This window comes from Aeromonas sp. 2HA2, from assembly GCF_029237345.1.
In the GTDB taxonomy this organism is placed as follows: Bacteria; Pseudomonadota; Gammaproteobacteria; order Enterobacterales; family Aeromonadaceae; genus Aeromonas; species Aeromonas salmonicida.
This window is the reverse complement of sequence record NZ_JAACGB010000003.1, coordinates 186,863-213,855: the sequence shown is the minus strand read 5'-3', so window position 1 is coordinate 213,855 and position 26,993 is coordinate 186,863. Positions and strand designations below refer to the sequence as shown.

Here is a 26,993-nt window from a genome sequence, read left to right as displayed (position 1 = left end):
GCTGCCTGATCTGCCGGCAAGAGGTAATGGCGCGGCAAGCCAACAGTCGATGTCAGAAACCGAGCGCCACCCGCTTCACCGGCCAGCCCAAGGTCGCCAGTTCAGGGGCCAGTATCTTGGCATCCCCCACGACCACTATCACCATGTCATCGGGATCGAGCCAGCGCCGGGCAAGGTCTCTCAGGGTCAACGCCGACAGCTGGCTGACCGCCTGCACCCGCTGCTCCACGTAATTTTGCGGCCACTTATCCAGCAAGATGGGCAACATGTAATCCACCTCCTGGGGCAGTGTCTCGTAATCCAGCGCCTGGCGGTTGAGCACACCTTCACGCAGGGTTCTCACCTCCAGCCGGGTGGGGCCCTGCCGCTGGTATTTATCGAGCTCCTGCAAGATCTGCTGCAAGGCGGCCCGGGTGACGTCGGTGCGCACACTGCTCTCCAGCAAGAAATGACCCGCCTTGCTGTTGCCATTGAATGAGGGGTGGATCCCATAGGTATACCCCAGCTCTTCCCTAAGCCGAATATGAAGACGATCCGTCAAGGAAGCATTCATCAACCGGGCCAGAAACTGCTCGCCAACCGCATCGCTCGCCATGGCACGACGGCCCATGCGAACAAGGCTCTGGCTGGCACCGGGATTGTCCACCAGATAGATGGCGCGTCTGGCCTGCTGGCCGGTAAACCCGAGAGGCTGCAAGGTGGGTGACTGCCCCTCTGGCTCAACCAGAAAAGAGAGTGCACTCATCACCTTCTCCTGCGCCAGATCGCCGCTCACTACGACCCGGGCCTCACCGCTGCGATACACGGAGTGATAGAAGGCTCGCACGTCATCCAGGGTCAGCGTCTGCCACTGGGCCTGCGGATCCGGCACCCTGGCCAATCCGTCGATCAGCGCATAAAACTGCTGGTCGGCCTGCCACTGCGGATCCCTTGCCTGTTGTTTCAGCCATTGCCGGGTCTCGAGCTTGATGCGCTGGAAGTCCGTCGGGCGCAAGGCCGGCTGAAGCAGCAGCTCCCGCACCAGGGCCAGCGTCTCGTCAAAGTGGGAGGTCACGCCCTGTATCCAGACAGTGCTGTGGCTACCGTCATGACCAAAACTGAGTCTGGCGCCCAACTGACGCACTCGCTCCTCAATGGAGGCCAGCTGCCAACGCTCGCTGCCCTGGAAGAGCATGCCGGCTGTCAGCTCCGCCAGTCCGGCCTTGCCATCCGGCTCGGCCCTGCGTCCGCCGGGCCAATGTATGCTCATGGCAAAGGCCGGCACCTCGTCGCTGTAGTGGCCGAGCAGTGAGACCCGATCCCCCAGGCTGGCTTGCCACAGGGTCGGTATGGGCACCGCCAGAGCACCACCACTTGCGGGCATCTTGCGCCTGTCGAGGGTTTCCTTGACAAGGCGGGGGGCCAGCCGGGTGTGGGACAAGGTCGGTGGCAAGGGGGGCGGCTCGACAAAATTGGCAGGATCTGCCTGCCATTCGAGGTGATCCCCGGGCACGACGCTCAGCACCACCCTGGGTTTTTGCAGTACATAACGTTGCAGCACCCGCTGCAGATCGGCGGGGGTTACCCTGGCTATTCGCTCGAGATAGCGATGAAAATAATTGGGATCCTGAAACAGGCTATGCCCGGTACTCAACTGCTCGGCCTTGCCAGCCACGCTGTCGAGCGACCAGATGAGATCGGCACGCAAGGCATTGGCCGAGTGGTCTATCTGGGCTTTGGAGGCCCCATCCCGAGCAAAACGGGCGATGACATTGTCTATTTCGTTCTTGATGGGCCCAAGCTCCGCCCCCTGCGCCAGATTGGGGATCGCCCTGATCACCAGCATGCAGGCGAGCACACCGCACTCATGGTTGGCAAAGACAGACACCAGCTTGCCACTTTGTTGCAGCTGCTGTTGCAGCACGCCACTGGCTGAGCCACCCAATTGGTCGGCCAACAGGTCCAGGGCTTCAAAGCCGGGTTCCCGGGCAGAGACGGTGGGATAGGCCAGCACCAGCATGGGCTCAGCGACCTGATCAACCAGAGTGCGGTAGCGGCTCTTTTTCAGGGCAACAGGCCGGGTCACTGAACGGGACAGCTTGGGGCCTGCAGGCAGGGTGCCGAAATACCGTTCGACCCAGGCCAGGGTTTGCGCTGGCTGGATATCGCCACCTATCACCAGAGTGGCGTTGTTGGGGCCATACCAGCGCAGGAAGAACTGGCGTACATCCTCCAGAGTGAGACGATCCAGATCCTCGACTCGCCCGAATGGCGTATTGAAGTAGGGGTGATTGGGTGGATAGAGGGTCCGATTCAGCACCTCCGGCACCCGACCATAGGCTGGCCCGTCGACAAACTCGGCGCGCTCGTTTTTGGCGACGTCACGCTTGGCATCAAACTTCTGCTGATACAGGTTATCGAGCAGGAATCCCATCCGATCCGACTCCAGCCAGAGCACTTTTTCCAGCTGGTTGGCCGGCACCGTCTGGTAATAGCGGGTCTGATCCCGCGTCGTCAGCCCGTTGATGCCGCGCCCCCCCACCTGTTGCAACAGACGGGTATGTCCCAGCTTCCCCACGTGGGCCGAGCCCTGAAACATCATGTGTTCAAAGAGGTGGGCCATACCGGACTGACCCGGCGCCTCTTCGGCCAACCCGACCCGATAATTCATCTCTACATAGACCAGAGGATCGGAGTGATCCGGCGTCAGGATCACCGTCAGGCCATTATCCAGCCGATATTGCTGATAAGGGACGATCAGCGGATTGCTGCCCTTTTTCTGCTCCTTGACCAGCACTGGGCCAGCCAGGGCAACAACACTGAAGAAATACAATACACTCCACACGACTCTCATGTTATGTCCCAATTCTCAAGCCTGAACATTATTATTGTTTTCTGTTGTTGCACTTATTTCATATTTTTCATATTCATATCAGTCGCCAGCTGCGCCGCAATTTATCTGCTTATCCGCAGGGATATCTGGCCATGGTGCCTGATCAGCACGCCCTCGCCTCACTGACAGCCACATGGATGCCACATGGATGCATAGTTTCGTGGTGACATATCGGCATACAGGCGGGCACGAGGGGCCAAGGCCGCCAGTGTAATCAATCGGGGTCTTGAGGGATATCCTGCGGGCGCCCTCATTTGTAACAAACCATAAGATGACAAGGGCCGCAGCTTAATAGCGGCCAGCCCGTCCATTATTTCAAATAAAGATGAATCATCACTGTTTTCGACAACTCAGGCCATGAACGGATACTGCATGAAAAATAGTGAAACATGGCTATTGAGCCAGAGAAAAATAATGGGTTGCGAAGTGATGCTACCCGTTCACTTAATAACGAAACAGTCGGTATCAATACAAGAGACAACACAGCCGACATAGCCCTGGCTGTCACACAGTGTCGATATAAAAAAGAGGCAAAAAAACAGGGAGCCTGAGCCCCCTGTCATTTCATTATCCATTGTCTATCAACTTCAGCCACGGGCTAGCAGTATGTTGAGCATGCGGCGCAGGGGCTCGGCGGCGCCCCACAGCAGCTGGTCACCCACGGTGAAGGCAGCCAGATACTCCGGGCCCATGTTGAGCTTGCGCAGACGCCCCACCGGTATGCTGAGGGTACCGGTGACGGCGGCCGGTGTCAGCTCGCGGGCGGTGATGTCGCGATCGTTGGGGATCACTTTCACCCAGTCATTGTGGGCGGCCAGCAGGGCTTCGATCTCCGCCAGCGGCACGTCTTTTTTGAGTTTGATGGTGAAGGCCTGGCTGTGGCAACGCAGGGCACCGATCCGCACGCACAGACCATCCACCGGAATGGCGGCATCTTCGATCCCCAGGATCTTGTTGGTCTCGGCCTGGCCCTTCCACTCTTCGCGGCTCTGGCCGTTGTCGAGCTTGGTGTCAATCCAGGGGATGAGGCCACCGGCCAGCGGCACGCCGAAGTTGTCCACCGGCAAGGTGCCGGAGCGGGTCTTCTCGGTGATCTTGCGCTCGATATCCAGGATGGCAGAGGCGGGATCCGCCAGCTCCACCGCCACTTCGTCGCGCAGCAAGCCCATCTGGGTGACCAGCTCGCGCATGTGACGGGCGCCACCGCCCGATGCAGCCTGATAGGTCGCCACACTGACCCACTCCACCAGATCGGCCTTGAACAGGCCACCCAGGGCCAGCAGCATCAGACTGACGGTGCAGTTGCCGCCGACGAAGGTCTTGAGCCCCTTGTTCAGCGCCTGTTCGATGACGTCACCGTTGACCGGATCCAGTATGATGACGGCGTCTTTTTCCATCCGCAGGGAGGAGGCGGCGTCAATCCAGTAGCCTTGCCAGCCAGCGGCCTTCAGGCGGGGATAGACATCCTTGGTATAGTCGCCGCCTTGCGCCGTGATAATGATATCCTGCTTGGCCAGCGCCGCGATATCGAAGGCATCCTGCAAGGTACCAGCATCCACACCGAAGTTGGGGGCGGCCTCACCGGCCTGGGAGGTGGTGAAGAAGGTGGGTTGAATACGGGCAAAATCCTTCTCTTCCTGCATCCGGCTCATCAATACCGAGCCCACCATGCCACGCCAACCGACCAAACCTACTTTTTTCATAATGTCCTACCCTGGATAGCTGTTATAGAAACTGTGTATTGAAACCCGTAACCCCTTGTCCGACGCGGGCCGTTCACAAGTAGATTACAAAATACGTGTTGCGAAAAATGCGTCTGTCCACATTACGGATTGTGACGGCGGGTGCAAGTCGAATTGCGCAATATTCTGTGCCGTTCGCTGCAATATCCGCCACCCCGCCGTAGCCTTGGCCGCCAAGCGGGTATCCCCCAGCTTCTTGCGCAAGGTTGGCGCGGGATCAACGCTGGGGCTCCCAGGTTCCAATCCTGTTTTTTGCCTGCCAAACGGGCTGACCCCTGCTATTATCTGCGGCCAAACATGAGCCAATAAAAATCAGGATATTGTGATGACCGACCACACTTTTATTCCCGGCAAGGACGCGGCACTGGAAGACTCCATCGACCGTTTTCAGACCAAGCTGCAAGCCCTGGGGTTTGATATTGAAGAGGCCTCCTGGCTCAACCCCGTGCCCAATGTCTGGTCCGTGCACATCCGGGACAAGGAGTGCGCCCTCTGTTTCACCAACGGCAAGGGTGCCAGCAAGAAGGCGGCCCTCGCCTCCGCCCTTGGCGAATATTTCGAACGCCTCTCCACCAACTACTTCTTCGCCGACTTCTATCTGGGTGAGCAGGCAGCGAACGGGGATTTCGTTCACTACCCGAACGAGAAGTGGTTCCCCATCGAGGGTGACCAGTTCCCGGCCGGTCTGCTCGACAGCTTCACCCGCAAGTTCTACAACCCGGACGGTGAAGTGACCGCCGACATGCTGGTGGATCTGCAGTCGAACAACGAAGAACGCGGCATCGTCGCCCTGCCCTTCGAGCGTCAGTCTGACCACGAGACCGTCTATATCCCGATGAACATCATCGGCAACCTCTATGTCTCCAACGGCATGAGCGCCGGCAACACCCGCACCGAGGCGCGCACTCAGGCACTCTCTGAAGTGTTCGAGCGCCACGTGAAGAACAAGATCATCGCCGAGGCCCTGAGCCTGCCACTGATCCCGGACGAGGTGATTGCCCGTTATCCGGGGATCGCTGCCTCCATCGCCGCGCTCGAGGCCGAAGGTTTCCCTATCTACAGCTTCGATGCCTCCCTGGGCGGCCGTTATCCGGTCATCTGCGTGGTGCTGCTCAACCCGAGCAACGGCACCTGCTTTGCCTCCTTCGGCGCCCACCCGCGCTTCGAAGTGGCCTTCGAGCGTACCGTCACCGAGCTGCTGCAGGGCCGTGGTTTGAAGGATCTGGACGTGTTCGTGCCGCCGTCATTCGACAATGAGCAGGTGGCGGATCACCATAATCTGGAAACTCACTTCATCGACTCCTCCGGCCTCATCAGCTGGGATCTGTTCAAGCAGGATACGGATTTCGAGTTCGCTGACTGGGATTTCCGCGGTACCTCCCAGGAGGAGTTCGACCACCTGATCGGCATCTTCCACGAGCTGGAGCAGCCGGTCTACATCGCCGACTATGAGCATCTGGGCGTCTACGCCTGCCGTATCCTAGTGCCGGGCATGTCCGACATCTACCCGGCCGAAGACTTGCTGCTGGCCAACAACAACATGGGTGCCAACCTGCGGGAAGTGATCCTGGCGCTGCCGTCCCTGGAGTGGGAAAGCGATCAGTACATGGCGCTGTTCGATCAACTGGACGAAGAAGGGCATGACGAACGTACCCGGGTGCGCGAACTGCTCGGCATCGCCGCCGCCAAGGGCACCGCCCTGCACACCCTGCGGGTGGGCGAGCTCAAAGCCATGCTGGCACTGGCCGCCGGTGAGCTGGAGACGGCGCTGGATCTCATCGACTGGACCATGGAGTTCAACCAGTCCGTGTTCCCGGCTGATCGCGCCAACTATTACCGTGCGCTGCGCGCCTGTGTCGAGCTGTTCATCGACGAGGAGCGTGATCCTGAGCAGTACCGCGCCGTCTTTACCCGCATGTACGGGGAAGAGACCCTGGCCCATGCCTGGGCTAACGCCCGCGGTGAAGCACGCTTCCACGGACTGGAGGCGGCGGATCTGTCACTCGCCCAGTTCCCGCTGCACCAGAAGCTGCTGGCCGCTTACGAGAAACTGCAAAAAGCCAAACGAGCCCATAGCTGGGCCTGATGTGATAGTCTGTTGAAGGGGCCTTGATGGCCCCTTCTGTTATATGGCGTCCTGGCGAGGGGTTTGTTATTCAAAGATGAAATAAAAAACAAAAAATACCCCTAAGGGGATTGGCAGCAAAGGGGGCATGATGCGGAACGGATGCAAAGATGCCTTGCCAGTGCCTGTTTTATGGCTTGACAAAGAAATTCTTTAAAATCATTGCATTAAAAAAGCACCATTTCTGTTTCAGCTGAAACCTGGTGTAAAGAACGGCTTCCAGAGGACTCAAATATTTGTAGTAAAATTACATTCACAATCTGCAATTCTTGATCGGAGTCAATTTTGACGATCTGGCCCTTTGTTATGATTTCCACAGGCAAAACAGCAGGTACATGAGAATTGAAAGCAGAATCTCCCTTTGATTGTCTCAAGCCAGAAGCCATCGCAGCATTGGCAGAAGACATCACCTATGCCAAGGCTACCAAGCCTGCACACAAGGTCATCCCCCTGGCCATCACAGCAGGCGCTTTCATCGCCATCGCGTTTGTCTTTTTCATCACTGTCACCACGGGTGCCGGCGATGTGGCCTGGGGCCTCAGCAAACTGGTCGGCGGTCTCTGTTTCTCCCTCGGTCTTATTCTGTGTGTGCTGCTCGGTGCCGAGCTGTTCACCTCCACGACCCTGACGCTGGTGGCCAAGGCCGCCAACCGCATCACCTGGGGTCAATTGCTCAAGAACTGGGGGCTGGTCTACTTCGGCAACCTCATCGGCGGTCTCATCATAGTCGCGCTCATCATCATGTCGGCCGAGTACACGGCGGCAAATGGCCAATGGGGCCTCAATGCCCTGAAAGTGGCCCAGCACAAGATCCACCACACCTTCTTCGAGGCCCTCGCCCTCGGTATTCTCTGCAACCTCATGGTGTGTCTCGCCGTGTGGATGGCCTTCGGTGCCCGCAGTGCAACCGACAAGGTGATGGTCATGCTGCTCCCGGTGGCCATGTTCGTGGCATCCGGTTTCGAGCACAGCATTGCAAACATGTTTATGATCCCGGTCGGTATCGCTATCCATAGCGTCGCAGGCCCGGAATTTTGGCAGGCCATCGGCCAGGATCCGGCGACCTTTGCCGATCTGACCGTATCCAACTTCGTCCTTCACAACCTCATTCCTGTCACCATAGGTAATATCATTGGTGGTGGCGTCATGGTTGGTCTGACTTACTGGTTTATCTTCCGTCGTCATCATTAAGGATGATTGCGGGATACTACATCAATACCGTGTGAGGTAATGAAAATGGCAGAACTTAACGAACAGTTCCAAAAAGCATGGGAAGGCTTCGCGGCCGGTGAATGGCAGACCTCTGTCAACACCCGTGACTTCATCCAGAAGAACTACACCCCGTATGAAGGTGACGAGTCCTTCCTGGCTGGCGCGACCGAAGCTACCACCAAGCTGTGGGACAAGGTCATGGAAGGCATCAAGATCGAGAACCGCACCCATGCGCCGGTCGATTTTGATACCGACCTGCCCTCCACCATTACCGCTCACGATGCCGGCTATATCGATCAGAGCCTGGAGCAAATTGTAGGTCTGCAGACCGACAAGCCGCTCAAGCGCGCCATCATCGCCAACGGCGGTATCAAGATGGTCAAGACCTCTTGCGAAGTGTACGGTCGTCAACTTGACCCCATGGTCGAGAAGATCTTCACCGAGTACCGCAAGACTCACAACCAGGGCGTGTTCGACGTTTACACCAAGGACATCCTGAACTGCCGCAAGTCCGGCGTCATCACCGGTCTGCCGGATGCCTACGGTCGTGGCCGTATCATCGGTGACTACCGTCGTGTTGCCCTGTACGGCATCGACTTCCTGATGGCCGACAAACTGGCCCAGTTCAAGTCCCTGCAAGCTGATCTGGAAAACGGCGTCAACCTGGAAGCCACCATCCGTCTGCGCGAAGAGATCTCCGAGCAGCACCGTGCCCTGGCACAGATGAAGGTCATGGCTGCCAAATACGGCTGCGATATCTCAGTACCGGCTGCGAGCGCCAAAGAAGCCGTACAGTGGACCTACTTCGCCTACCTGGCGGCAGTCAAGTCCCAGAACGGTGCCGCCATGTCCTTCGGTCGTACCTCCAGCTTCCTGGACGTCTACATCGAACGTGACCTGAAAAAAGGCGTGCTCACCGAGCAAGAAGCCCAGGAGCTGATGGACCACATGGTCATGAAGCTGCGTATGGTTCGCTTCCTGCGTACTCCCGAATACGATTCACTGTTCTCCGGCGACCCCATGTGGGCAACCGAGACCCTGGCTGGTATGGGCGTTGATGGCCGTACCCTGGTCACCAAGAACAGCTTCCGTATGCTGAACACCCTGTACACCATGGGCCCGTCCCCTGAGCCTAACCTGACCATACTGTGGTCCGAGCAGCTGCCAATCGGGTTCAAGAAGTACTGCGCCAAGGTATCTATCGAGACCTCTTCCGTTCAGTACGAGAACGACGATCTGATGCGTCCGGACTTCAACAACGATGACTATGCCATCGCTTGCTGCGTGTCCCCGATGATCGTCGGCAAACAGATGCAGTTCTTCGGTGCCCGTGCCAACCTGGCCAAGACCATGCTGTATGCAATCAACGGCGGTATGGACGAGAAACTCAAAATCCAGATCGGTCCCAAGACCGAAATGGTCAAGAGCGAGTACCTCGACTACAACGACGTGATGGACAGGCTGGATCACTTCATGGACTGGCTGGCCAAGCAGTACGTGGCTGCCCTGAACATCATCCACTACATGCACGACAAGTACAGCTACGAAGCCTCCCTGATGGCGCTGCACGACCGTGATGTCTATCGCACCATGGCTTGCGGCATCGCCGGTCTGTCTGTTGCGGCTGACTCCCTGTCTGCCATCAAGTTTGCCAAGGTCAAGCCGGTTCGTGACGAAGATGGCGTTGCCATCGACTTCGAAATCGACGGCGAATACCCGCAGTTCGGTAACAACGACGCACGCGTCGATGACATCGCCTGTGACCTGGTTGAACGCTTCATGAAGAAAATTCAGAAGCTGAACACCTACCGTGGCGCCGTGGCGACCCAGTCCGTACTGACCATCACCTCCAACGTCGTGTATGGCAAGAAGACCGGTAACACCCCGGATGGTCGTCGCTCAGGCGCGCCGTTTGGCCCGGGTGCCAACCCGATGCACGGTCGTGACCAGAAGGGTGCCGTTGCTTCCCTGACTTCCGTTGCCAAGCTGCCGTTCGCTTACGCCAAAGATGGTATCTCCTATACCTTCTCCATCGTGCCGAACGCCTTGGGTAAAGACATGGAATCCCAGAAAGCCAACCTGGCTGGCCTGATGGACGGTTACTTCCATCACGAGTCCAATCTGGAAGGTGGTCAGCACCTGAACGTGAACGTGATGAACCGTGAAATGCTGCTGGACGCCATGGAAAACCCGGAGAAATATCCGCAGTTGACCATCCGCGTATCCGGTTATGCCGTTCGCTTCAACTCTTTGACCAAAGAGCAACAGCAAGACGTCATCACCCGTACCTTCACCGCTTCTCTGTAATCGCTTATTGGTAAGCAAGAGTCGCAGTGACTAAAAACCGGCGCCCAGGCGCCGGTTTTTTTATGTCTGCTTGCCAGCAGGCATTAACGCGAAAGGGATATGGCAGCCTTCCCCTTCCACCCGGAAAGGACTGGGGTGGATTCTCCCCTCACCCTCCTGCCCGTCTCTTCCCTCTTTTCAGTGAAGCGAAAAGCCGCAACGAGCTCCATCGACTGGCCACCAGAGCACAGGCACAGCGCACTCGGTTCCCTCTCCCGCAAGGGAGGACCAGGGTGAGGCAAAGCCTGTGTATCGCTCGCGGCAAGCCGCCAGATAGCAGCAGGGGCAGAAGAGTATGGCTCCCCTGCCCCTGCGGCATATCAACAGCACTGTGGACCGGATAACGGCTTGGCTGGCCTGGGTTCAACTCGCCCAGGTGATGATGTGATCGATCCACTCACCGGCATGGGCTTCGTGTATCACCTTGCCGCGCACCGACTGTCCCGCCTGATGCATGGCGGAGCGACTGCCGGTGATCAGCGGATGCCATTCGGGCAGGGTCTGCCCCTCGGCCAGCAACCGGTAGGCACAGGTCGAGGGTAGCCAGTCATACTCGGCAATCTTGTCGAATGTGATCTGCAGGCAATCGGGCTCTTTCTGGAAGCGGTTGCCGTAATCGGAACATTGGCAGGTCTTGGTGTTGAGCAGATCGCAGGCGACGTTGGTGAACACCAGTTCGTCGGTGTCCTCGTCAATGAGCTTGTTCAGGCAGCACTTGCCGCAGCCATCACACAGGGACTCCCACTCGGCAGCTGTCATCTGTTGCAGGGTCTTTTCCTGCCAAAAAGGAGTTGGCTGCATTTTCTCGACTTGCTGCATAGAGGGGCTCGCTAAATAGACCAGTAAAGCGCGTGGTTATACGCCTTATGGCCCGATTTTTCAAGGTTGGCGGCGGTTTTGCCTATGAACTCCCTGCCGGTACCCTGGAGCAGATCTACGATATCAAAGTCACTCACATCGTCTGTATGCAGCAAGACCGATTTACCCAATAAGGCTCACGCGGTAAGACGGGCAATCAACTACGAGCGGAGCGGAGATGCCGCCAGCCTAGTGCCTTTACCAGCGAAATGCCGACCCCTGAGCCGGCATTTTTATGGCGCGGTGTGATTGTCAGACCTGACAGAGAGGGAAGCTGCGCAAGGGCAAATGGTCTTGGTTGAACACGGATTCAGCTTGCCCCTTTAACCCGGCTCGGAGGGGCATTAGCAACCAGCGTGGCCAGCTTGCTACCCCAAGCGGCGGCAGTATTGACTCATCAGTAAGACACTGTTGGCCAATACGGTTGCAGCAGCGTAACAATCTTGGCCCGTTGGATTCTGTCCGTAGGACATAGCTGTGGCATACTAATCCCCCGTTCGTCCAAATACGTTTCTTTATTCGAAACAACTAGGTGTGAATTTGCATGAAGAATACTTCATACAGGCAGTTCAACTACATCTATTCCTTTTTCGAGAAGTTCATGACGTTGGTATGCGATTTCTAAAAGTGAATCTCTGTCATAACTATCTACAAGACATATAACAGACTCCCAAACAGGTGGGAAATCAATTAAAATTACATTTTTTTCAGCCTTTTGTAAAAGGTCTTCTAACATAGATGCTGCTGGTCGAGTATCAGAAAACCAATATTTTCCATGTGTCTCAATAGACTGAATGGCTGAAGTGTAATGATTTTTTAAAACAGCATTTTTAAGGCTGTCTTTATCGATATCCATCTTTATCTCCTCGATACATTCCACAATTAAAAACATCATATCTACGACTATACAATCTATGCTTTGACCGAGTTTATGAGCTTACTTATTTGCTCAACCCCATCAAATGTAGATGGTAAATTACCATCCTCCGTTACTATTCCGGAGAAAATAACTCTTTCAAATCGCTCCAGAGCATCAGCATCTTTGCTTTTTATTTCACTAGCATAACTAGAATAACTTTGTATAAATCGACACAATGTCTTTCTAAGATCAATCTGCAATAACTGTGACTTAACCGATTTATAATTAAAGAGAAGGACTCTGAAATAATATATAGATATTGCGACTAAAGATATTGTAGGGAAAATGGATACCAGCAAGCCATCTCTGATGACAGATAAACTATCAATATTGACATAAATAAATATAAGCTCCGCGGTTATCGGTAAAACTATAACCAATGATAACAGCTTAAGCCAAACAAGAATCCCATCGCGTTCACGTATCTTCTCTTTTGATAAATCATCAAAGCCTTGATACAAACCAACAAAATTATATGCATTTTCATATCTAGACAGAGAATCCTCAATTGATTTTACTCGACGTTCTCTTTCACTTAAATCTTTATCCCATTCTTCTTTAAGTTGCTTAGCCTTCGCCGCAACAGCATCAAAATTTTTAAGTGAGTCAATCTCGTCACTGTTTGCAACAGCCTTAAAAATAGTTATAGGCATATCACGTATTGCGAACTCAATTTGCTCTCTAGCTGACTCTTCAAACAACTCCATATTATTAAATACAAATTTCCTGGCTCTTTCGAACTCAAAAGATAAGTCATTTTTAGTTGAGAGATACAATTCAAAAAGAAACCTGAAACACATTGAACAAATGTCATCCAAATGCTCTTTACTTAGCTCATCTTTATCTGCCAATCGACTAATAAATTGATCACCAATCCACTTTATATTTATTTGACAAAAGTTGTTCCATTCATCAGGGTTCTTATCCATGGCATTAATTACTAAACGAATCAGACTATTTCGCTGTTTATCGAAATCATTCAAGGGGATTAAGCCATCAATTTTTTGCCTGAACTTAGCAAGTACAGTTTTACTTTGATTTGTGTCAAATAGTTTAATCATAAATAATACAACTCACTAAAATAAAAATATGGTATCACACTGAATTTACCATATCCTACTTTGAGAATACCTCAAGATCTAGTTGTATATAAAATGTGTTTTAATATGCTCATAAAAATGCCGCCCATTGGGCGGCATTTTTCTATCAGAGATAACAGGCTAACTAACTTACCAGCCGGTTACTTCACGCAGAGCCTTGCCGATATCGGCAAGGGAGCGCACGGTTTTCACGCCTGCATCTTCCAGGGCGGCAAATTTCTCTGCTGCGGTGCCCTTGCCACCGGCGATGATGGCGCCCGCATGACCCATGCGCTTGCCAGCCGGGGCTGTGACGCCTGCTATGTAGGAGACCACCGGCTTGGTGACGTGGGCCTTGATGTAGGCCGCCGCTTCTTCCTCGGCGCTGCCGCCGATCTCGCCGATCATCACAATCGCTTCGGTCTTGGGATCGTTCTGGAACATCTCCAGGATGTCGATGAAGTTGGAGCCCGGGATGGGGTCGCCACCGATACCGACGCAGGTGGACTGGCCGAAGCCCTCGTCCGTGGTCTGCTTGACCGCTTCGTAGGTCAGGGTGCCGGAGCGGGAGACGATGCCCACCTTGCCTGGCTTGTGGATGTGGCCCGGCATGATGCCGATCTTGCACTCACCCGGGGTGATGACGCCCGGGCAGTTGGGCCCGATCATGCGCACGCCGGTTTCCTGCAGCTTCACCTTGACCTCGAGCATGTCCAGGGTCGGGATGCCTTCGGTGATGGTGACGATGAGCTTGATACCGGCATCGATGGCTTCCAGGATGGCGTCTTTGCAGAACGGCGCTGGCACATAGATGACGGAGGCGGTGGCGCCGGTGGCTTCCACGGCGTCACGGACGGTGTTGAACACCGGCAGGCCCAGGTGGGTGGTGCCACCCTTGCCCGGTGACACGCCGCCGACCATCTGGGTACCGTAGGCAATCGCCTGTTCGGAGTGGAAGGTACCCTGACCGCCGGTGAAGCCCTGGCAGATCACCTTGGTGTCTTTGTTGATCAGAACGCTCATTATTTGGCCTCCGCTGCTTTAACCACTTGCTGAGCTGCGTCAGTCAGACTCGTTGCGGCGATGATATTGAGGCCGCTGTCGGCCAGTTTACGGGCACCCAGTTCGGCATTGTTGCCTTCCAGACGCACTACCACGGGCACCTTGACCCCCACTTCCTTCACTGCGCCGATAATGCCTTCCGCGATCATGTCGCAGCGCACTATGCCGCCGAAAATGTTGACCAGCACGGCCTGCACCTTGCTGTCAGAGAGGATGATCTTGAACGCCTCGGTCACACGTTCCTTGGTGGCGCCGCCGCCGACGTCCAGGAAGTTGGCCGGTGAGCCGCCGTGCAGATTGACGATGTCCATGGTGCCCATGGCCAGACCGGCGCCGTTGACCATGCAGCCGATGTTGCCATCGAGTGCCACATAGTTCAGCTCCCACTGGGCGGCGTGCGCTTCGCGGGGGTCATCCTGGGAGGGATCGTGCATCTCGCGCAGCTTGGGCTGGCGATACAGGGCGTTGGCATCGATGTTGATCTTGCCGTCGAGGCAATGCAGGTTGCCCTGGGCCGTGATCACCAACGGGTTGATCTCCAGCAGCGCGAAGTCGCAATCCAGGAACATCTGGCCCAGACCCATGAAGATCTTGGTGAACTGCTTGATCTGATCGCCGACCAGACCCAGCTTGAAGGCCAGCTCGCGCGCCTGATAGGCCTGCGGGCCCACCAGCGGATCGATGGCGGCCTTGTGAATGAGTTCCGGGGTTTCGTGGGCAATCTTTTCAATATCCACGCCACCTTCGGTAGAGGCCATGAAGACCACGCGACGGCTGCCACGATCGACCACGGCGCCCAGATAGAGCTCCTTGGCGATGTCGGTGCAGGATTCCACCAGGATCTTGGTCACCGGCTGACCGTTGGCGTCAGTCTGATAGGTCACCAGGTTCTTGCCGAGCCAGTTCTGGGCAAAGGCGCGGATCTCGTCCTTGCTCTTGGCCAGCTTGACGCCGCCCGCTTTACCGCGGCCACCCGCGTGGACCTGGCACTTGACGACCCAGGTGGTGCCGCCAATTTTATCGGCCGCTTCGGCCGCTTCCTGCGGGGTTGCACAGGCATAACCTTCGGAGACCGGCAGGCCATACTCGGCAAACAGCTTTTTTGCCTGATATTCATGCAGATTCATAGATGCTCTATCCGTGTTGTAGGTATTTCCGTCCGGGGCTCGTGTTTCTCAATCCCCTGTGAAGGGGGCCTCAAGGGCCCCTTGTTATCTTTCTAATTCGCTCAGAATTTTGCTGATTGCCTAGACATCCAGCAACAGACGGGTCGGGTCTTCCAGCAGCTCCTTGATGGAGACCAGGAAGCCCACCGACTCACGACCGTCGACGATGCGGTGATCATAGGAGAGGGCCAGGTACATCATCGGCAGGATCTCGACCTTGCCGTCCACCGCCATGGGTCTGTCCTGGATCTTGTGCATCCCCAGGATGGCGCTCTGGGGCGGGTTGATGATGGGGGTGGACATCAGGGAGCCAAACACACCACCGTTGGTGATGGTGAAGTTGCCGCCAGTCAGTTCATCCACGGTCAGCTTGCCGTCACGGCCCTTGCCAGCCAAGTCTTTGATGGCCTTCTCGATGTCGGCCAGGCTCATGTTGTCGCAATCGCGCAGCACAGGGGTCACCAACCCGCGGGGGGTAGAAACGGCGATGCTGACGTCGAAATAGTTGTGGTAAACGATGTCGTCACCGTCCAGCCCGGCGTTCACTTCCGGATAGCGTTTCAGGGACTCCACCACCGCCTTGACGTAGAAGGACATGAAGCCGAGCTTGATGCCGTGCTTCTTCTCGAAGATCTCGCCGTACTGCTTGCGCAGCTTCATGATGGGCGCCATGTTGATCTCGTTGAAAGTGGTCAGCATGGCAGTGGTGTTTTTGGCTTCCAGCAGACGCTCGGCAATACGCTTGCGCAGACGAGTCATGGGCACGCGCTTCTCGGTGCGACCCACCAGCGGCGCTACCGCTGCCACGGGCGCAGCAGCGACCGGCGCGGCGGCAGGTTTGTTGCCACCCTTGATGAAGGCTTCCACGTCTTCCTTGGTGACGCGACCGCCCTTGCCGGTACCGGTCAGTTTGGCAACGTCGATGGCGTGTTCGGCCACCAGACGGCGAACGGAGGGGCTCAAGCCATCTGCGCCGTCGTCGGCAACCGCTTCCACCGGCTTCTCTTTGGTCTCTTCACCGGCCACGGGAGCCGGCTTGAGCATGGCGATCAGCTGGCGGGACAACACGGTCGCCCCTTCCGCTTGCAGGATGTCACCCAGAATACCGGCTTCCGGCGCGGGGACTTCCAGCACGACTTTATCGGTTTCGATGTCAACCAGTACTTCGTCACGGGCAACCAGGTCACCCGGTTTTTTGTGCCAGGTGGCGATGGTGGCGTCCGCCACTGATTCCGGCAGGTCCGGTACCTTGATCTCGATAGTCATGTAATCAGTTCCTTGTTACTTCTTGTTCAGGGCTTAGGCCAGAGTAAGGGCGTCTTCCACCAGGGCTTTCTGCTGCTTGGTATGGACCGACATATAACCGACGGCGGGTGAGGCCGAGGCCGGGCGACCGGCATAACGCAGACGGGCACCGCTTGGCAGCACGCCATCGTAGTGATGACGGGTGCAGTACCAGGCGCCCTGGTTCTGCGGCTCTTCCTGACACCAGACGAAATCGGTGACATGGGCGTAATCGGCCAGAATGGCGCGCACTTCCGCTTCAGGGAAGGGATAGAGCTGTTCGATACGCACCAGCGCCACGTCCTGCTGCTCGGCCTTGCGACGGGCATCGAGCAGGTCGTAGTAAACCTTGCCGGAGCAGAACACCACGCGCTTGACCCCTTTCGGATCCAGCGCATCGATCTCGCCGATGGCATTCTGGAAGGTGCCTTCGGCCAGCTCTTCGAGCTTGCTCACCGCCAGCGGATGGCGCAGCAGGGATTTGGGCGACATCACGATCAGCGGACGGCGCATGGGGCGCACCACCTGACGACGCAGCATGTGAAATACCTGAGCCGGGTTGGACGGTACGCACACCTGCATGTTGTGCTCTGCGCACATCTGCAGATAACGTTCCAGCCGCGCGGAGGAGTGCTCAGGCCCCTGCCCCTCATAACCGTGGGGCAGCAGCATGGTCAGACCGCACATACGGCCCCACTTCTGCTCACCGGAGGAGAGGAACTGGTCGATCACCACCTGGGCGCCGTTGGCAAAGTCGCCAAACTGGGCTTCCCAGATGGTGAGACCGGCAGGCTCAGCGCTGGCATAACCGTATTCAAAGGCCAGTACCGCCTCTTCGGACAAGACGGAGTCGAAGACCTCGAATGGACCCTGTTCATCGTGGATATTGCACAGCGGCGTGTAGGTGCTGGCATCGTTCTGGTTGTGCAGCACAGCGTGGCGGTGGAAGAAAGTACCACGGCCGGAATCCTGACCCGTGATGCGGATGCGGGCACCCTTGTCCACCAGGGTGGCGTAAGCCAGGGTCTCGGCAAAGCCCCAATCCAGCAGCTTCTCGCCGGCCGCCATCAGACGGCGGTCTTCGTAAATCTTCTCGACCTGACGCTGCAGCGTGTGGGCAGCCGGATACTGGCTGATGCGCTCGCCCAGTGACTTGAGGTGATCCATCGCCACAGTGCTGTCATAGTGCATGGCCCAGTCGTGACCCAGGTACGGAGTCCAGTCGACGGAGTGCAGCTCCATCGGACGCCACTCCTTGACCACGCGCTCCCCCTTGTCCAGGGCATCGCGATAGTCGTTGACCTGGGTGGTGGCCAGCTCCTGGGTGATGCTGCCTTCGGCTACCAGCTGATCGGCGTAAATCTTGCGCGGAGTCGGGTGCTGCTTGATCTTCTGGTACATCAAGGGCTGGGTCGCGCTCGGCTCGTCCGCCTCGTTGTGACCGTGACGACGGTAGCAGACCAGCTCGATCACCACGTCGCGCTTGAAGGTATTGCGGTAATCCAGCGCAATCTGGGTCACCAGCACCACGGCTTCCGGATCATCCCCGTTGACGTGCAGCACGGGGGCCTGCACCGCCTTGGCGATGTCGGTGCAATATTCGGTGGAGCGCACGTCACGCATGTTGGAGGTGGTGAAACCCACCTGGTTGTTGATGACGATGCGCACAGTCCCGCCCACGCCATAGGCACGGGTCTGGGACATGTTGAAGGTCTCGGCAACCACACCCTGACCGGCGATGGCCGAATCACCGTGAATGGTGATGGGCAGGACGCTGGAGCCATCCTTGTCGCCACGTCTGTCCATCCGCGCACGGACGGAACCGATGACCACCGGGTTGACGATCTCGAGGTGAGACGGGTTGAAGGCGAGCGCCAGGTGAACGTTGCCGCCCGGGGTGGCGAAATCGGAGGAGAAGCCCATGTGGTACTTCACATCCCCTGTGCCCCAGGACTCGCCATGCTTGCCGGCGAACTCGTCGAACAGCTCTTGTGCCCGCTTGCCAAGCACGTTGATCAGCACGTTCAGGCGGCCACGGTGGGCCATGCCGATGACGGCCTCTTTGCAACCCTGCTCACCGGCGCGACGGATCAACTCCTTGAGCATGGGCACCATGGCATCGCCCCCTTCCAGGGAGAAACGCTTGGCACCGGGGAACTTGGCACCCAGGTATTTTTCCAGCCCTTCGGCAGCGGTCAGGCTCTCGAGAAAACGGGTCTTCTCTTCGAGGCTGTAGTTGCCCTTGGCCTCGATGGATTCGAGTCTGTCCTGCAGCCAGCGTTTCTCCTCGGTAGAGGTAAGGTGCATGTAATCGGCACCTATGCTGCTGCAGTAGGTTTTCTTGAGTGAGGCGTAGAGATCGGAGAGCACCATGGTCTCGCGACCGATGGCATAGGAGCCGACATTGAAGGTGGCCTCCATGTCTGCGCCCTGCAGATTGTGGAAAGCAGGATCCAGTTCGGCAACGGTTTCACGGGTCCAGAGACCAAGGGGATCCAGATTGGCATTCTGGTGACCGCGGAAACGGAAGGCGTTGATCAGTTGCAGCACGCGCACCTGTTTCGCATCCACTTGCGGATCGGAGACGGGGGCACTGTAACGGGAGGGATCCTTGGCCAGACGACGGAAATAATCGCGGACTCGGGAGTGAGGTTGTTCAACCGCGTGGCCATTGACCTGGGGCAGCTCGCTAAACAGGCTGCGCCACTCTTCGGCTACGGATTCAGGGTCTTCCAGGAAGGATTCGTACAAATCCTCAATATAGCTTGCATTCGCACCAGCCAGGTGAGATGACTCCAACCAGGCCTTCATCACGCCGTTATGCATTTCTATCCCTTGTACATCTTGTTCACTGCAGCGCAGCTTGTAGGGTTTAAATAGCCATCCAGCCATGGGGTCGGATGGCTATCCAGAGGTCGGGCCTGGCGCGTGACGCCCTGGCCCTGATACTAAACAGCCCGATTGAGCAGCATCGACTTGATCTGACCGATGGCCTTGGTCGGGTTCAAGCCCTTGGGACAGACGTTCACGCAGTTCATGATGCCGTGGCAACGGAACACGCTGAAGGCGTCATCCAGGTTACCCAGTCGTTCGGTGGCGGCGGTGTCGCGGCTGTCAGCCAACCAGCGGTAGGCTGCGAGCAGACCGGCCGGGCCGATGAACTTGTCCGGGTTCCACCAGAAGGAGGGGCAAGAGGTGGAGCAGCAAGCACAGAGAATACACTCGTACAGGCCATCCAGCTTGGCGCGCTCTTCGGGGGATTGCAGGTGCTCACGCACGGGCGGCAATTTTTCATCGTTGATGAGGAAGGGTTTGACCTTCTCCCACTGGGTGTAGAACTGGGTCATGTCGATCACCAGATCGCGGATCACCGGCAGGCCTGGCAAGGGGCGGATAACGACGTTATTGCCCTTCTTCAGCAGATCGGAGAGCGGGGTGATGCAGGCAAGACCATTCTTGCCATTCATGTTGAGACCGTCTGATCCACAGACTCCTTCGCGGCATGAGCGGCGGAAGGCGAGAGTGGGATCCAGCTCTTTCAACTGGATCAGTGCATCGAGCACCATCATGTCGGAACCTTCAGGAATATCAAGACGATATTCCTTCATATAGGGGACGTTATCAACATCCGGATTGTATCTGTAGACAGAGAATGTGACGTTCATGTTGTTTGGCTCCGCAATCGTTAAGTCCGCACCTTGGAGAAGAGAGATGGGAATGCCTCCCACCTCTTCACAGACCGGCGAATGTAGCGATACGCCGATAATGTGTCCTTCATGGTGCTTGTCTCCACCATCGGTCAGTAAGTCCGCACCTTGGGTGGGAATGCCTCGCGTGTTTTCGGAGACATGTTGACAGCGCGACGGGTCATGGACTCGGTGTCCGGATGATAGAGGCTGTGGCACAGCCAACCCTCATCGTCGCGATCCGGGAAATCGAAGCGGCTGTGAGCACCACGACTCTCGGTACGGAAGTTGGCCGCCACCGCGGTGGCGAACGCCGTCTCCATCAGGTTGTCCAGCTCCAGGCACTCGATGCGCTGGGTGTTGAACTCCTTGGATGTGTCATCCAGACGGGCATTCTTCAGACGCTCGCGGATAAGCTTGAGCTCGGCCAGCCCTTCGGCCATGGCGTCACCTTCACGGAATACGGAGAAGTTGTTCTGCATGCAGGTCTGCAGGTCCTTGCGGATCTGGACCGGGTCTTCCCCATCGCGGGTGTTTTCCCAGCGATTGAAGCGGGCCATGGCCGCGTCGATGTCAGATTCGCTGGCATCGCGACCGTGGTCCATCTCGCCCAGGGTATTGACCAGGTGCATGCCGGCCGCGCGGCCAAACACCACCAAGTCGAGCAGAGAGTTGCCGCCGAGGCGGTTGGCACCGTGCACGGAGACGCAGGCTATCTCCCCTACCGCAAACAAACCGACCACAGGAACGTCATTGCCGTCTTTATCCTGGGCCAGACACTGACCGTTCACGTTGGTCGGCACGCCGCCCATCATGTAGTGGCAGGTCGGGATAATCGGGATGGGCTCTTTGACCGGATCCACGTGGGCGAAGGTACGAGAGAGCTCGCAGATCCCTGGCAGACGGGATTCCAGTACCTCTTTGCCGAGGTGATCCAGCTTGAGCTTGATGTGCGGGCCCCAGGGACCATCGCAACCACGGCCTTCGCGGATTTCGATCATGATGGAACGAGCCACCACATCGCGACCGGCCAGATCCTTGGCGTTCGGCGCGTAACGCTCCATGAAGCGCTCGCCATCCTTGTTCAGCAGATAGCCTCCTTCACCACGGCAACCTTCGGTCACCAGCACCCCGGCACCGGCGATGCCGGTCGGGTGGAACTGCCAGAACTCCATGTCCTGTACGCCGACGCCAGCGCGCAGCGCCATGCCGACACCGTCACCGGTGTTGATGTGGGCATTGGTGGTGGACTGGTAGATGCGACCGGCGCCGCCGGTGGCAAGCACTGTGGCCTTGGCCTTGAAGTAGACGACTTCGCCGCTCTCCATGTCGATGGCGGTACAGCCAACGATGTGACCATCCTGGTTTTTCACCAGATCCAGCGCATACCACTCGGAGAAGACGGTGGTCTTGCTCTTGACGTTCTGTTGATAGAGGGTGTGCAGCAGGGCGTGACCGGTACGGTCAGCAGCCGCCGCAGTACGGGCCGCCTGCTCGCCTCCAAAATTCTTGGACTGGCCACCAAACGGACGCTGGTAAACGGAGCCGTTGTCGAAACGGGAGAAGGGCAAGCCCATGTTCTCCAGCTCATAGATAGCCTCGGGGCCTGTCTTGCACATGTATTCGATCGCTTCCTGGTCACCGATGTAATCGGAGCCTTTGACGGTGTCATACATGTGCCATTGCCAGTTGTCATCGTGGGCATTGCCCAGCGCAACCGTGATCCCGCCCTGAGCGGAAACAGTATGAGAACGGGTCGGGAAGACCTTGGACAACAGAGCGCAGCTCTTGCCGGATTGGGCAATCTGCAGCGCGGCGCGCATACCGGCACCACCGGCACCAATCACGACCGCATCAAATTCACGAGTTGGAATAGTCACCTTACACACCCCACAGCACGACGAAACCAGTCATCAGATAGACAAACAGCACCACGACCAGCGCAAATTGCAGTGCGCCACGCAGTCCCACCGGCTTGATATAGTCAGTCAGCACCTGCCACAGACCAATCCAGGCGTGGATCAGTACGCACAGCAGGGTCAACAGGGTGAATACCTTGGTGAAAGTTTTGGCGAAAAAGCCGGTCCATACCTCGTAGCTGATGTCATTGAAGGCGACAAAACCAACCAGATAGAGGACGTAAGCCGTCATGATGAGGGCGGTGGCGCGGATCAGGATGTAATCATGAACACCGCTGCGCCCGAATGTTGCAGAATTGGTTACCATACCAGTACCCCCGCCAATACCGCCAAAATCGCGGTGATCACGAAGGCCACACGGGCACTCTGATTACCGGATTCCAGCTCTTCCCAATAGCCCATGTCCATGACCAGGTGACGCAAACCGCCCACAATGTGGTAAGCCAGCGCAGTCAGGATCCCCCACAACACGAATTTGACCAGGAAGTTGTCCATGATGGACAACACTGTTTCAAATCCTTCGGGAGAGGCGAGTGAAGTACCAAGCATCCACAGCAAGATAGAGAGCGCCACAAAGGTGATCACCCCTGAGACACGATGCAAGATGGAAGCGATGGCGGTGACAGGAAAGCTGATCGTCTGTAGGTCGAGGTTTACAGGTCTCTGTTTATTTTTCACGGCTTTGCCCACTCAGCTCCATTGAGCACGTTAGTTATTGTTTTTACACGCTTATGAGGGCACGGAGTGGCATTTGTTAGGTTTTTGTTACCAAAACAACTCGGGAAAGCCAAAAATAACATTTTCAATATCACATCCGGCTTTGCGAAAGCGTTTCAAACACCGACAGCCATCACCCACGAGGCGCAGTATATCGGCGGGCTTAACCAATGACAATCAATTAGCTACAAAGAAAACTCAAAACCGTAAACCAGATCTCACAACTCATTTAACAAATCATTAATGATCATCCAGCAAAATTGACAACGACCCTGAACTCTGTTTCAAATAAGGCGCTCCAGCCGCCCTGGTACGGGTCAGAACCTTTGCCAGCGTCATCAAACTCGTAATAAAGTAGAGCTGGAACCAATTATAAAAGAGCAAAGGAGACGTGCTATGGCTGATAAGATAGCCACCCTACATCTGCCCGGTAAAGACCCGGTAGAACTACCGATCCTGTCAGGGACTGTCGGACCCGACGTGATTGACGTCAGAAAATTGGGCGCGCAAGGGTACTTCACCTTTGACCCCGGATTTATGGCAACCGGTGCTTGTAAATCATCCATTACCTATATCGACGGCGATCAGGGTGTCTTGCTGCACCGTGGTTACCCCATCGCCCAGTTGGCCACCCAGGCCAGCTACCTCGAAGTCTGCTATATCCTGCTGTACGGCGAGGCACCCACCAAGGCGCAGTACACGGAATTCGATCGTCTGGTCACCCGCCATACCATGGTGCACGAACAGATCGCCTTCTTCTTCCGCGGCTTCCGTCGTGACTCCCACCCCATGGCCATCATGTGCGGCGTGGTCAGTGCGCTGTCTGCCTTCTATCACGATGCGCTCGACATCAACAATGAAGAGCATCGCGAGATCTGTGCCTTCCGTCTGCTCTCCAAGATGCCGACCCTGGCCGCCATGTGCTACAAGTACTCCATCGGTCAGCCGTTCATGCAGCCGCGTAACGCCCTCTCCTATGCCGGCAACTTCCTGCACATGATGTTTGGCGTGCCGACCGAAGAGTACAAGGTCAATCCCATCGTCGAACGCGCCATGGACCGCATCTTTACCCTGCATGCGGATCACGAGCAAAACGCCTCCACCTCCACAGTGCGTCTGGCCGGCTCCTCCGGTGCCAACCCGTTTGCCTGTATTGCCGCCGGGATCGCCTCCCTGTGGGGTCCGGCCCACGGTGGTGCCAACGAAGCTTGCCTCAAGATGCTCGAAGAGATCGGCTCGGTGGAACGCATTCCCGAGTACATCGCCAAGGCCAAGGACAAGAACGATCCCTTCCGTCTGATGGGTTTCGGTCACCGTGTCTACAAGAACCACGATCCCCGTGCCCAGGTGATGCGTCAGACCTGTCACGAAGTGCTGGAAGAGCTGCAGATCAAGGATCCGCTGCTGGAAGTGGCCATGGAGCTGGAACGCATTGCGCTGTCCGACCCCTACTTCATCGAGAAGAAGCTCTACCCGAACGTGGACTTCTACTCCGGCATCATCATGAAGGCCATCGGCATCCCCATGTCCATGTTCACCGTGATCTTCGCCATCTCCCGTACCATCGGCTGGATTGCCCACTGGAACGAAATGCACTCGGATCCGGATCAGAAGATCGGTCGTCCGCGTCAGCTCTATACAGGGCAGGCACTGCGGGAATTCACTCCTATCGATCAGCGCTGATGCCCTGAGTCGACATGGTTTGTTACCAAGGCGGTCATTGACCGCCTTTTTATTTGCCGCTCTAATGCCCCTTTTCGATCAAAAGGAGTCCATCATGAGACCACTCTTCCTTAGTGCCGCCCTGCTGCTCACCGCTTGCCAGAGCGCCCCCGCCCCGTCACAAGGGGAAACCCTCTACATCAACAGCCAGCTGATTGACTGCGTCGGTGTCGGCCCCATGCAGTGCATGCAGGTTCGCAGCGATGAACAGCAAGCCTGGAGCCTCTTCTACCAACAGATTGAAGGATTTCAGTTTGAACCCGGCTACCGGTATCGCTTGACCGTCAGCAAGGAGCAGCTCACCGATGTACCGGCGGATGCCCCCTCCCTGCGTTATCGCCTGATCAACATCGTCAGCAAGCAGGCAGCCCGATAAAAGGCTTGCCATCAAAGGCATCGTTTGGAAATGATTGTTCAGTTCCTGGCCGCATTCTGATAGGCTGGCAAACGCACACATTAATTAATCAGCGTACCCAGGCAGCGATGCCCTCTCACTATGATCACGATCCGTACCACCAGGGCCAACGACTGGCCCACTATCATGGCTATTCAGGACGAGTGCTATCAGCAGCTGGATCCTGAGCCCCTCGAGGTCATGAGCAACAAGGCCGACCTGGCTCCCGACTGCTGCTGGGTGGCCGAATATCAGGGCAAGGTGCTGGGTTACCTGCTCTGCCATCCCTGGCAAGCCCACCAGCCACCGTCCCTGTCGGTACGGATGCAGACCCTGGCGGGAAACGACGAGTTCTATCTGCACGACCTGGCCGTCTCAAAGCAGGCGCGCGGCAAGGGCGTTGGCCAGCTGCTGCTGGAGACCGCCCTTACCTTTGCCAGTGAGGAAGGTTATGAACATATAGGTCTGGTAGCGGTACAGGGCGCGGCTCGTTTCTGGCACAAACAGGGCTTTGTCCCTGCCGCTACACCCAAACCACTTAACGAATATGGTGAAGGCGCCGTTTACATGCGGCGGCCCCTGCCAGACCCTGCTTGAGGGTCGCCCCGCAGCCAATAAAAAAGGCGCCTTTCGGCGCCTTTTTTCACATCATCGATTCATCAAGCCTTGAACTTGCTGAATACCAGTGATGCGTTGGTACCGCCAAAGCCGAAGCTGTTGGACATGACGGTATTGAGATCGGCCGCTTCGTACTCGCGTACTATGGGCAGACCTTCGGCCTTCTCGTCCAGGGTCTCGATGTTGATGCTGGGGGCGATAAAGCCATGTTCCATCATCAGCAAGGAGTAGACAGCTTCATGCACGCCAGCAGCGCCCAGCGCATGGCCGGTCATCGCTTTGGTGGCGGAGATCTTGGGGCCCTGGGTGCCAAACAGGGTCTGGATGGCTTCCAGCTCTTTGGTATCACCGACCGGCGTGGAGGTGCCGTGGGTGTTGATGTAGTCAACCTTACCCACACCTTGCATCGCCATCTTCATGCAACGCACCGCACCTTCACCGCTCGGGGCAACCATGTCGTAGCCATCAGAGGTGGCACCGTAACCGGTCAGCTCGGCATAGATGTGAGCACCACGGGCCAGGGCGTGTTCCAGCTCCTCGACCACCAGAATGCCGCCGCCACCGGAGATAACGAAACCGTCGCGGTTTGCATCATAGGTACGGGACGCTTTTTCCGGCGTGTCGTTGTACTTGGTGGACAGGGCGCCCATGGCGTCGAACTGTATGGTGGATGACCAGTCCAGCTCTTCACCACCACCAGCGAAGACCACATCCTGTTTGCCCAGCTGGATCAGCTCCATGGCGTGACCGATGCAATGCGCAGAGGTGGCGCAGGCGGAGCTGATGGAGTAGTTGACACCCTTGATCTGGAACGGCGTCGCCAGGCAGGCAGAGGTGGTGGAAGACATGGTGCGCGGCACCATGTAAGGGCCAACACGCTTTACCCCTTTCTCGCGGGCGATGTCTACAGATTCCGAGGTGTTCTTGCCGGAGGCACCACCTGAACCGACCACCAGGCCGGTACGCTCGTTGGAGACCTGATCTTCCGCCAGACCGGCATCTTCAATGGCCTGCTGCATGGAGAGATAGGCATAGGCCGCAGCGTCACCCATGAAACGCATGACTTTACGGTCGATCAGTTCAGACGGCTCGAGTTTGATGTTACCCCAGACACGGCTGCGCAGGCTGTGCTGCTCGAACTGCTCGGAATAGGTGATGCCGGATTTACCTGCTTTCAGGGAGGCCAGCACTTCTTCCTTGTTGTTGCCGATACTGGAGATGACGCCGATACCGGTGATCACTGCTCTTCTCATTAATTCATCTCGTCTGGAA

Annotated in this window: 21 protein-coding genes; 7 read left to right on the top strand and 14 right to left on the bottom strand. The window is 56.7% G+C overall.

Features of this window, described 5'->3' with window-relative positions:
- Window positions 1-52: 52 nt before the first annotated feature.
- Complete coding sequence (locus tag GWQ29_RS07265) at window positions 53-2,833, bottom strand: pitrilysin family protein (RefSeq protein ID WP_265421410.1); 2,781 nt, start codon at window positions 2,831-2,833, stop codon at window positions 53-55.
- Between the two features lie 626 nt (window positions 2,834-3,459).
- Window positions 3,460-4,575, bottom strand: coding sequence for an aspartate-semialdehyde dehydrogenase (asd, locus tag GWQ29_RS07260; RefSeq protein ID WP_275919099.1), 1,116 nt, complete (start codon window positions 4,573-4,575; stop codon window positions 3,460-3,462).
- A 364-nt stretch (window positions 4,576-4,939) separates the two neighbouring features.
- On the opposite strand from asd, the gene ycaO reads away from it, so the two are divergent.
- The 3 genes from ycaO (at window position 4,940) to pflB (ending at window position 10,258) form a co-directional block, all read left to right on the top strand.
- Window positions 4,940-6,700, top strand: coding sequence for a 30S ribosomal protein S12 methylthiotransferase accessory factor YcaO (gene ycaO, locus GWQ29_RS07255; protein ID WP_275919098.1), 1,761 nt, complete (start codon window positions 4,940-4,942; stop codon window positions 6,698-6,700).
- Window positions 6,701-7,081: 381 nt separating this feature from the next.
- Window positions 7,082-7,930, top strand: a complete 849-nt coding sequence (gene focA, locus GWQ29_RS07250) for a formate transporter FocA (protein WP_005310913.1) — start codon at window positions 7,082-7,084, stop codon at window positions 7,928-7,930.
- 45 nt (window positions 7,931-7,975) lie between these two features.
- Window positions 7,976-10,258: a formate C-acetyltransferase gene (pflB, locus tag GWQ29_RS07245; RefSeq protein ID WP_275919097.1), complete on the top strand. Its 2,283-nt coding sequence runs from the start codon at window positions 7,976-7,978 to the stop codon at window positions 10,256-10,258.
- 402 nt (window positions 10,259-10,660) lie between these two features.
- Here the strand turns inward: pflB and GWQ29_RS07240 are convergent, their stop codons facing one another.
- Complete coding sequence (locus GWQ29_RS07240) at window positions 10,661-11,098, bottom strand: YcgN family cysteine cluster protein (RefSeq protein ID WP_005310910.1); 438 nt, start codon at window positions 11,096-11,098, stop codon at window positions 10,661-10,663.
- A 65-nt stretch (window positions 11,099-11,163) separates the two neighbouring features.
- On the opposite strand from GWQ29_RS07240, the gene GWQ29_RS07235 reads away from it, so the two are divergent.
- Complete coding sequence (locus GWQ29_RS07235) at window positions 11,164-11,289, top strand: hypothetical protein (RefSeq protein ID WP_275919096.1); 126 nt, start codon at window positions 11,164-11,166, stop codon at window positions 11,287-11,289.
- 422 nt (window positions 11,290-11,711) lie between these two features.
- Here GWQ29_RS07235 and GWQ29_RS07230 read toward each other — a convergent pair whose 3' ends face one another.
- From GWQ29_RS07230 to sdhC, 10 genes are all read right to left on the bottom strand, one after another.
- Window positions 11,712-12,011 (bottom strand): hypothetical protein, encoded by a 300-nt coding sequence (locus GWQ29_RS07230; RefSeq protein ID WP_275919095.1) that lies wholly within the window; start codon window positions 12,009-12,011, stop codon window positions 11,712-11,714.
- A 56-nt stretch (window positions 12,012-12,067) separates the two neighbouring features.
- Window positions 12,068-13,135 carry a hypothetical protein gene (locus tag GWQ29_RS07225; RefSeq protein WP_275919094.1) on the bottom strand — a complete coding sequence of 356 codons (1,068 nt, stop codon included), beginning with the start codon at window positions 13,133-13,135 and terminating at the stop codon, window positions 12,068-12,070.
- A gap of 168 nt (window positions 13,136-13,303) precedes the next feature.
- Complete coding sequence (sucD, locus tag GWQ29_RS07220) at window positions 13,304-14,176, bottom strand: succinate--CoA ligase subunit alpha (protein WP_275919093.1); 873 nt, start codon at window positions 14,174-14,176, stop codon at window positions 13,304-13,306.
- Window positions 14,176-15,342 (bottom strand): ADP-forming succinate--CoA ligase subunit beta, encoded by a 1,167-nt coding sequence (gene sucC, locus GWQ29_RS07215; protein WP_005310904.1) that lies wholly within the window; start codon window positions 15,340-15,342, stop codon window positions 14,176-14,178. Before sucC ends, sucD begins: the two co-directional genes overlap by 1 nt.
- 120 nt (window positions 15,343-15,462) lie before the next feature.
- The gene (odhB, locus tag GWQ29_RS07210; RefSeq protein WP_059167560.1) at window positions 15,463-16,647 is read right to left on the bottom strand and encodes a 2-oxoglutarate dehydrogenase complex dihydrolipoyllysine-residue succinyltransferase; all 1,185 of its coding nucleotides are present in this window, start codon (window positions 16,645-16,647) and stop codon (window positions 15,463-15,465) included.
- Between the two features lie 33 nt (window positions 16,648-16,680).
- The gene (sucA, locus tag GWQ29_RS07205) at window positions 16,681-19,491 is read right to left on the bottom strand and encodes a 2-oxoglutarate dehydrogenase E1 component (RefSeq protein WP_265461459.1); all 2,811 of its coding nucleotides are present in this window, start codon (window positions 19,489-19,491) and stop codon (window positions 16,681-16,683) included.
- A gap of 122 nt (window positions 19,492-19,613) precedes the next feature.
- On the bottom strand, window positions 19,614-20,330 hold the full coding sequence (locus GWQ29_RS07200) for a succinate dehydrogenase iron-sulfur subunit (RefSeq protein ID WP_005310899.1): 717 nt from the start codon (window positions 20,328-20,330) through the stop codon (window positions 19,614-19,616).
- A 134-nt stretch (window positions 20,331-20,464) separates the two neighbouring features.
- Window positions 20,465-22,231 carry a succinate dehydrogenase flavoprotein subunit gene (gene sdhA, locus GWQ29_RS07195; RefSeq protein ID WP_034524204.1) on the bottom strand — a complete coding sequence of 589 codons (1,767 nt, stop codon included), beginning with the start codon at window positions 22,229-22,231 and terminating at the stop codon, window positions 20,465-20,467.
- 1 nt (window position 22,232) lies between these two features.
- Complete coding sequence (gene sdhD / locus GWQ29_RS07190) at window positions 22,233-22,577, bottom strand: succinate dehydrogenase, hydrophobic membrane anchor protein (protein WP_005310895.1); 345 nt, start codon at window positions 22,575-22,577, stop codon at window positions 22,233-22,235.
- Complete coding sequence (gene sdhC / locus GWQ29_RS07185) at window positions 22,571-22,960, bottom strand: succinate dehydrogenase cytochrome b556 subunit (protein WP_265461458.1); 390 nt, start codon at window positions 22,958-22,960, stop codon at window positions 22,571-22,573. Before sdhC ends, sdhD begins: the two co-directional genes overlap by 7 nt.
- A gap of 423 nt (window positions 22,961-23,383) precedes the next feature.
- Here sdhC and GWQ29_RS07180 point away from each other — a divergent pair, with 423 nt between their 5' ends.
- From GWQ29_RS07180 to GWQ29_RS07170, 3 genes are all read left to right on the top strand, one after another.
- A complete protein-coding gene (locus GWQ29_RS07180; RefSeq protein ID WP_159166252.1) occupies window positions 23,384-24,670 on the top strand; it encodes a citrate synthase in 1,287 nt (428 codons plus the stop codon).
- Between the two features lie 94 nt (window positions 24,671-24,764).
- Window positions 24,765-25,085, top strand: coding sequence for a DUF4377 domain-containing protein (locus GWQ29_RS07175; protein ID WP_058394625.1), 321 nt, complete (start codon window positions 24,765-24,767; stop codon window positions 25,083-25,085).
- A 120-nt stretch (window positions 25,086-25,205) separates the two neighbouring features.
- The gene (locus GWQ29_RS07170) at window positions 25,206-25,700 is read left to right on the top strand and encodes a GNAT family N-acetyltransferase (protein ID WP_265421403.1); all 495 of its coding nucleotides are present in this window, start codon (window positions 25,206-25,208) and stop codon (window positions 25,698-25,700) included.
- A 62-nt stretch (window positions 25,701-25,762) separates the two neighbouring features.
- Here the strand turns inward: GWQ29_RS07170 and fabB are convergent, their stop codons facing one another.
- Window positions 25,763-26,974: a beta-ketoacyl-ACP synthase I gene (gene fabB, locus GWQ29_RS07165; protein WP_265421402.1), complete on the bottom strand. Its 1,212-nt coding sequence runs from the start codon at window positions 26,972-26,974 to the stop codon at window positions 25,763-25,765.
- Window positions 26,975-26,993: the final 19 nt, after the last annotated feature.

Coding starts and splice junctions, on each gene's coding strand:
- GWQ29_RS07265 (WP_265421410.1), bottom strand. CDS start 2,833: ATGAGAGTCGTGTGGAGTGTATTGTATTTCTTCAGTGTTGTTGCCCTG.
- asd (WP_275919099.1), bottom strand. CDS start 4,575: ATGAAAAAAGTAGGTTTGGTCGGTTGGCGTGGCATGGTGGGCTCGGTA.
- ycaO (WP_275919098.1), top strand. CDS start 4,940: ATGACCGACCACACTTTTATTCCCGGCAAGGACGCGGCACTGGAAGAC.
- pflB (WP_275919097.1), top strand. CDS start 7,976: ATGGCAGAACTTAACGAACAGTTCCAAAAAGCATGGGAAGGCTTCGCG.
- GWQ29_RS07240 (WP_005310910.1), bottom strand. CDS start 11,098: ATGCAGCCAACTCCTTTTTGGCAGGAAAAGACCCTGCAACAGATGACA.
- GWQ29_RS07235 (WP_275919096.1), top strand. CDS start 11,164: ATGGCCCGATTTTTCAAGGTTGGCGGCGGTTTTGCCTATGAACTCCCT.
- GWQ29_RS07230 (WP_275919095.1), bottom strand. CDS start 12,011: ATGGATATCGATAAAGACAGCCTTAAAAATGCTGTTTTAAAAAATCAT.
- GWQ29_RS07225 (WP_275919094.1), bottom strand. CDS start 13,135: ATGATTAAACTATTTGACACAAATCAAAGTAAAACTGTACTTGCTAAG.
- sucD (WP_275919093.1), bottom strand. CDS start 14,176: ATGAGCGTTCTGATCAACAAAGACACCAAGGTGATCTGCCAGGGCTTC.
- sucC (WP_005310904.1), bottom strand. CDS start 15,342: ATGAATCTGCATGAATATCAGGCAAAAAAGCTGTTTGCCGAGTATGGC.
- odhB (WP_059167560.1), bottom strand. CDS start 16,647: ATGACTATCGAGATCAAGGTACCGGACCTGCCGGAATCAGTGGCGGAC.
- sucA (WP_265461459.1), bottom strand. CDS start 19,491: ATGCATAACGGCGTGATGAAGGCCTGGTTGGAGTCATCTCACCTGGCT.
- GWQ29_RS07200 (WP_005310899.1), bottom strand. CDS start 20,330: ATGAACGTCACATTCTCTGTCTACAGATACAATCCGGATGTTGATAAC.
- sdhD (WP_005310895.1), bottom strand. CDS start 22,577: ATGGTAACCAATTCTGCAACATTCGGGCGCAGCGGTGTTCATGATTAC.
- GWQ29_RS07180 (WP_159166252.1), top strand. CDS start 23,384: ATGGCTGATAAGATAGCCACCCTACATCTGCCCGGTAAAGACCCGGTA.
- GWQ29_RS07175 (WP_058394625.1), top strand. CDS start 24,765: ATGAGACCACTCTTCCTTAGTGCCGCCCTGCTGCTCACCGCTTGCCAG.
- GWQ29_RS07170 (WP_265421403.1), top strand. CDS start 25,206: ATGATCACGATCCGTACCACCAGGGCCAACGACTGGCCCACTATCATG.
- fabB (WP_265421402.1), bottom strand. CDS start 26,974: ATGAGAAGAGCAGTGATCACCGGTATCGGCGTCATCTCCAGTATCGGC.